We start from the raw sequence: 6,535 nt of genomic DNA on the forward strand, positions 1-6,535 counted from the left end.
CGTGCTCGCTCCCACAGGGGATGACCGTTAATAACAATAAAACGAGGAAGTAGGGATGAAGATCAAGAACAACGCTCAACTCATCTGCCAACTGTCGGCGGTCGCGGCGATGTGCCTGGCGGCCAACGCGCATGCCGCTGACGCGTTCAGCGCTGACTCCAAGTGGATGACTGGCGATTGGGGCGGCGAGCGTACCCGGCTGATCGAGCAGGGCATCGACATCAAGGCCGACTACGTGGGCGAAGTCGGTGGCAACCTCAACGGTGGCTACAACGACGACAAGACCGCACGTTATGCCGACCAGTTTGGCCTGGGCGTGGCGCTGGACCTGCAAAAACTCTGGGGCTGGGACAACACCCAGGCCAAGATCCAGCTGACCAACCGCAATGGCGAAAACATCTCCAACGACCGTATCGGCGACCCGCGTGCCGGCACCTTGAGCTCCTCCCAGGAAGTCTACGGCCGCGGCCATATGGTGCGTCTGACCCAGCTGTGGATCCAGCACCAGTTCCTCGACAACAAGCTCGACGTCAAGGCCGGTTACTTCGGTGAGGGCGAGGACTTCAATACCTTCCCGTGTGAGTTCCAGAACCTGGCGTTCTGCGGATCCCAGGTGGGTAACTGGGCCACCAACATCTGGTACAACTGGCCGGTCAGCCAGGCGGCTATCCGCGTGAAGTACAACATCACGCCAGAGCTCTTTGCGCAGATCGGTGCCTACAACCAGAACCCCTCGCAACTGGAGCACGGCAACGGCTTCAAGCTCAGCGGCAGCGGCACCCAGGGCACCGTGTTGCCGGTCGAGTTGGTCTGGTCGCCGAAGGTCAACAACCTGCCCGGTGAATACCGTGTCGGTTACTACAAGAGCACGGCCGCAGCCAATGACGTTCGTGAGGACGACAACGGCCAGGACGCCGCCACCAGCGGTAACGCCTACCGCGAGCACAGCAGCAAGCACGGTTACTGGTTCGTCGCCCAGCAGCAACTGACCAGCCACAACGGCGACGCTTCCCGCGGCTTGAACATCGCGGCCAACGCCACTTTCCACGACAAGGACACCAACGTCGTCGACAACTACCAGTCGCTGATGTTCGTGTACAAGGGGCCGTTCGATGCGCGGCCAAAAGATGACGTCGGCATCGGCTTCGCCCGCATCCACGTCAACGACGACGTGAAGAAGAATGCCGAACTGGTCAACGCGGCCAATGGCGTCAGTGACTACGCCGATCCGTTGTTCTCGCCACTGCGCAGCACCGAGTACAACTACGAGATCAACTACGGTTTCCACGTTACCAACTGGCTGACCGTGCGTCCTAACCTGCAGTACGTCACCCACCCGGGCGGTGTCGATGAAGTCGACAACGCGCTGGTGGCCGGCCTGAAAATTCAGTCGGTGTTCTAACGCGGTTGCGATAAGCTCTTCTGCATGTGCGCATTTTTGCGGACAGCCCAGGCTGTCCGCTTTTTTTTGGGTCGCGCGCCCTTTGGTTACCGCTGATTTTCAGGACCGTGGCACATGCAAGAGCATCCGCTACAACGTTTCTTCAAATCCTTGCGCGAGCGTCCGGTGTTTGCGTGGGAGCGCTATCAGAAGCGCGATGTGTTGGTGATCGATCATCCGCTGTGCCAGGCGGTGTTCAGTCGCCAGGGCGCGCAGTTGCTGCATTTCCAGCCCGCAGGGCACAAGCCCTGGTTGTGGTGTGCGGCGAAGTGGCCACAGGTCGGTGCCATCCGTGGCGGCGTGCCGGTGTGCTGGCCGTGGTATGGCCGCCATCCGAGCGAAAACGCCTGGCCGTCCCATGGCTGGGCGCGGCTGATTGATTGGAAACTGATCGACAGCAGCAGTGATGCCGATGGCGTGCGCCTGCACTGGCAGTTGCAGCTGTGTGACTGGCAAGTGGACTTGCACGCGCACCTGGGTGAACGCATGGAATTGCGCCTGAGTACCGAGCACCAGGACAGTCTGCCTTGCCAGCTGAGCCATGCTTTGCACGCTTACTGGCGTATTGGTGACGTCGGCGAGGTAGCGCTGTCTGGGCTCGATGGCGCCCAGGGTTATGACCAGCTCAAGCGGGAAAATTGCCAGCAGCAAGGCGAGTTACGGGTCGAGGGTGGCTGTCAGCGGGTGTTCCAGCATGAGGGTGAACTGCAGCTCAAGGACCACGCCTGGCAGCGCCAGTTGTGCATCGACACCGGTGCCAGCGCTGATACGGTGGTCTGGCATCCCGGCTCACGGCCGTTGCTGGGGGTGAGCTGGAACGAGATTTCCGAGTTCGTCTGTGTCGAAGCGGCCAGTGGCGGCACCGACAGCTTGTGCCTGGCGCCGGGGGAGCGGGCGCATTTGAGCCTGCAGGCGTGGGCGGCGGCTTAGTTTAAGATATTGCGGTGTCTGGACTGGCCCCTTCGCGGGCAAGCCCGCTCCCACAGTGTCCACGTCGAGCACGAAACTTGCGGCTGCCATTGAACCTGTGGGAGTGGGCTTGCCCGCGAAGGGGGCCAGATCATTCAACACAGAAGTATCTGGTCTCAGTTGAACTCGTCGCCCACTGGATAGCGGCTGGCATTCAAGCTCTCTTTGATTTTGCGCAAGTGCGGCTGGAAATCGACGCCGCGGCGCAGGGTCATGCCGGTGGCTAGCACGTCGAGTACCGTCAGTTGAATGATCCGCGAGGTCATCGGCATGTAGATGTCGGTGTCTTCCGGCAACGGGATGTTCAGGCTCAGGGTGCTGGCTTTGGCCAGTGGCGAACCCTCGGCGGTGAGGCCGAGGACCGAAGCGCCATTTTCCCGGGCGATGCGCGCCACTTCCACCAGCTCACGGGTGCGTCCGGTGTAGGAGATGATCACGAACAATTCGCCGGTGTGGGCCACCGAGGCAATCATTCGCTGCATCAGTACGTCGGCGTGGGCGGTGACCGCCAGGTTGAAGCGGAAGAATTTGTGCTGGGCGTCCAGGGCCACCGGGGCGGAAGCGCCGAGGCCGAAGAAGTGGATCTGCCGGGCCTGGATCAACAGGTCGACGGCGCGGCTGATCAGGTTCGGGTCCAGTGCCTGGCAGGCGCTGTCGAGGGAGGCGATGGCGCTGCCGAAGATTTTCTGGGTGTAGGCTTCGGGGTTGTCATCGGCTTCCACTGCGCGGCTGACGTAGGCCGCGCCGCTGGCCAGGCTTTGCGCCAGTTGCAGTTTGAGCTCCGGGTAGCCGCTGACCCCGAATGAACGGCAGAAACGGTTGACCGTCGGCTCGCTGACCGAGGCGGCCTGGGCCAGGGCGGCGATGCTGAAGCGAGTGGCCTGCTGTGGGTTGAGCAGGATCACTTCGGCGACCTTGCGCTCGGCCTTGTTCAGGTCGGCAAGGCGATTCTGGATCTGTTCCAGTAAGTTCCGCACGCGGTCCATATGAATTTCCTTGGTTCAGCTCTGCAAAGAGGGGGCTTGGCTATGCCAATTGGGCCTTTGATCGGGCCTGTAGCGGTGGCCTATCCTACTGTTGGCCCCGACCGACCACCACTCGGAATCTGTATTTTGGAAAAATGTTGTGGTTATTACTACATTTTTCCTTGAGCGATGCCTTGAAAAAAGGTATTTGTAGCTTAACTTGATAAAAGAACAAACATCATGCCTTCGATTACGGTTGAACCGTGCACCTTTGCCTTGTTTGGCGCCCTCGGCGATCTCGCCCTGCGCAAGCTGTTTCCTGCCTTGTATCAACTCGATGGCGCGGGCCTGCTGCATGAGGACACGCGCATTATCGCACTGGCCCGTGAAGCGGGCACGGAGCAGGAGCACCTGGCCTTCATCGCTCGTGAACTGCGACGTTATGTCGAGGCCAAGGAGCTTGACGAGGCCGTGGTCGAACGCTTCCTGGCACGCCTGACGTACCTGCACGTCGACTTCCTCAAGGCCGACGACTATGTCGCCCTGGCCGAACTGGCGGGCACCGCGCAACGGATGATTGCCTACTTCGCCACCCCGGCGGCGGTGTACGGCGCGATCTGCGAGAACCTGGCGCAGGTGGGCCTGACGGAAAACACCCGTGTGGTGCTGGAAAAGCCCATCGGCTCGGACCTGGAGTCCTCGCGCAAGGTCAACGATGCCGTGGCGCGGTACTTCCCGGAAAACCGGACCTATCGCATCGACCACTACCTGGGCAAAGAGACGGTACAGAACCTGATCGCCCTGCGTTTCGCCAACAGCCTGTTCGAAACCCAGTGGAACCAGAACTACATTTCCCACGTGGAAATCACCGTTGCCGAGAAAGTCGGGATCGAAGGCCGCTGGGGCTACTTCGACAAGGCCGGCCAACTGCGCGACATGATCCAGAATCACCTGTTGCAGTTGCTCTGCCTGATCGCCATGGACCCACCGGCCGACCTGTCCGCCGACAGCATCCGTGACGAGAAGGTCAAGGTGCTCAAGGCCCTGGCGCCGATCAGCCCGGAAGGCCTGACCACCCAGGTGGTGCGCGGCCAGTACATCGCGGGCTACAGCGCAGGCAAGCCGGTGCCGGGTTACCTGGAGGAAGAGAACTCCAACACCCAGAGCGATACCGAAACCTTCGTTGCGCTGCGTGCCGATATCCGCAACTGGCGTTGGGCCGGCGTGCCGTTCTACCTGCGTACGGGCAAGCGCATGCCGGACAAGCTGTCGCAGATCGTCATTCACTTCAAGGAACCGTCGCACTACATCTTCGCCCCCGAGCAGCGCTTGCAGATCAGCAACAAGCTGATCATCCGCCTGCAGCCGGACGAAGGTATTTCCTTGCGCGTGATGACCAAGGAACAAGGCCTGGACAAGGGCATGCAGTTGCGCAGCGGTCCGCTGCAGCTGAATTTTTCCGATACCTATCGCAGTGCGCGGATTCCCGATGCCTACGAGCGGTTGTTGCTGGAAGTGATGCGCGGCAATCAGAACCTGTTTGTCCGTAAAGATGAAATTGAAGCCGCGTGGAAGTGGTGCGACCAGTTGATCGCCGGTTGGAAAAAATCCGGTGATGCCCCCAAGCCGTACGCGGCGGGGTCCTGGGGACCGATGAGCTCCATTGCACTGATCACGCGGGACGGGAGGTCGTGGTATGGCGATATCTAAATTAAAACTGCCCCAGGGCGTCAGCGCCCATGCGTTCAAAAGCCCGGTGCTGCTGGCCGAGAGCCTGGCGCTGGCAGTGGCCCGACAACTGGGCGAGGCCATCGAAGCTCAGGGCACGGCGACCCTGGTGGTCTCCGGTGGGCGCAGTCCGGTGGCGTTTTTCCAGCATCTGGCCAAGCAGAAACTCGACTGGGCCAACGTCGTGGTCAGCCTCGCTGACGAGCGCTGGGTGCCGGTCGAACACGCCGACAGCAATGCTGGCCTGCTCAAGCGTTATCTGCTGCAGGGGCCGGCCGCCAAGGCGCAGTTCCTCAGCCTGTACAACGCCAGCGCGAGTCTTGCGCAAGCCGCCGAACAGGCCGACCGCCTGCTCGCCGAGCTGCCGAAGATTGATGTGCTGGTGCTGGGCATGGGGGACGACGGGCATACCGCTTCGTTGTTCCCCGGCAGCCCGAACCTGGCCGAGGCCCTGCAGGTCGACGGCACGCGCCGTTGCTGGCCGATGCTGGCGCCGACCGTCCCTCATCAGCGCCTGACCATGAGTCGTGCGTTGCTGGCGTCGGCGCAGGTCACGCTTCTTTCGATTTCCGGTCAGTCCAAGCTGGCCACCCTGAGTGACGCACTGGCCGGTGACGATGTCGCCGCAATGCCGATTCGTGCCTTTCTGCAACCCACGTTAGAGATTTACTGGTGCCCATGAGCCAAGGATCAGCCGCTATGAAGAACCCATCCCCGACCGTTTCCATGGCGGACAAAGTTGCCCTGATCGACAGCCTCTGCGCCAAGGCGCGGATCCTGCCGGTGATTACCATTGCCCGCGAGCAGGACATCCTGCCCCTGGCCGACGCCCTGGCGGCCGGTGGCCTGACGGCCCTGGAAGTGACCTTGCGTTCGCAGTTCGGTCTCAAGGCGATCCAGGTCCTGCGTGAGCAGCGTCCGGAGCTGGTCACCGGTGCCGGTACGGTGCTTGATCGCACCACCCTGGCCGCCGCTGAAGCGGCTGGTTCGCAGTTTATCGTCACCCCGGGGATTACCCGTGACCTGCTGGAAGCCAGCGTGGCCAGTTCGATTCCGTTGTTGCCGGGGATCAGCAATGCCTCGGGGATCATGGAGGGGTATGCCCTGGGTTATCGGCGCTTCAAGTTGTTCCCGGCCGAGGTCAGCGGCGGTGTCGCGGCGATCAAGGCCCTGGGCGGTCCGTTCGGCGAAGTGAAATTCTGCCCGACGGGTGGGGTTGGTCCGGGGAACATCAAGAGCTACATGGCGTTGAAGAACGTGATGTGTGTGGGTGGGAGCTGGATGCTGGATCCGGAGTGGATCAAGAACGGCGATTGGGCGCGTATTCAGGAATGTACGGCTGAGGCGTTGGCTCTGTTGGATTGATGGTTTTTGCAGGATCGTTGTAGTTGTTGTGTGTTTTACGGCTATTTGGCGCACTTGGTCGGTGCGC

The 6,535-nt window shown here is 61.4% G+C and carries 6 protein-coding genes; 5 read left to right on the forward strand and 1 reads right to left on the reverse strand.

Going from position 1 to position 6,535, the window contains the following annotated elements; genetic code table 11:
* The first annotated feature begins 55 nt into the window (after window positions 1-55).
* Both H7995_RS24180 and H7995_RS24185 read left to right on the forward strand, forming a co-directional pair.
* Entirely contained in the window at window positions 56-1,402 is a 1,347-nt protein-coding gene (locus H7995_RS24180) for a carbohydrate porin (RefSeq protein WP_166591030.1), read from the forward strand.
* Between the two features lie 114 nt (window positions 1,403-1,516).
* Window positions 1,517-2,371, forward strand: coding sequence for a D-hexose-6-phosphate mutarotase (locus H7995_RS24185; protein WP_166591031.1), 855 nt, complete (start codon window positions 1,517-1,519; stop codon window positions 2,369-2,371).
* Between the two features lie 155 nt (window positions 2,372-2,526).
* Here the strand turns inward: H7995_RS24185 and H7995_RS24190 are convergent, their stop codons facing one another.
* Complete coding sequence (locus H7995_RS24190) at window positions 2,527-3,387, reverse strand: MurR/RpiR family transcriptional regulator (RefSeq protein ID WP_174244630.1); 861 nt, start codon at window positions 3,385-3,387, stop codon at window positions 2,527-2,529.
* A 228-nt stretch (window positions 3,388-3,615) separates the two neighbouring features.
* Here H7995_RS24190 and zwf point away from each other — a divergent pair, with 228 nt between their 5' ends.
* From zwf to H7995_RS24205, 3 genes are read left to right on the forward strand one after another with little or no spacing between them, the layout of a single operon-like run.
* Entirely contained in the window at window positions 3,616-5,085 is a 1,470-nt protein-coding gene (gene zwf / locus H7995_RS24195; RefSeq protein WP_095169816.1) for a glucose-6-phosphate dehydrogenase, read from the forward strand.
* Complete coding sequence (pgl, locus tag H7995_RS24200) at window positions 5,072-5,785, forward strand: 6-phosphogluconolactonase (RefSeq protein WP_182341970.1); 714 nt, start codon at window positions 5,072-5,074, stop codon at window positions 5,783-5,785. Before zwf ends, pgl begins: the two co-directional genes overlap by 14 nt.
* Before the next feature lie 17 nt (window positions 5,786-5,802).
* Entirely contained in the window at window positions 5,803-6,468 is a 666-nt protein-coding gene (locus tag H7995_RS24205; protein ID WP_166591033.1) for a bifunctional 4-hydroxy-2-oxoglutarate aldolase/2-dehydro-3-deoxy-phosphogluconate aldolase, read from the forward strand.
* The last annotated feature ends 67 nt before the right edge of the window (window positions 6,469-6,535 follow it).

It is taken from the genome of Pseudomonas kielensis (assembly GCF_014236655.1).
Lineage (GTDB): Bacteria > Pseudomonadota > Gammaproteobacteria > Pseudomonadales > Pseudomonadaceae > Aquipseudomonas > Aquipseudomonas kielensis.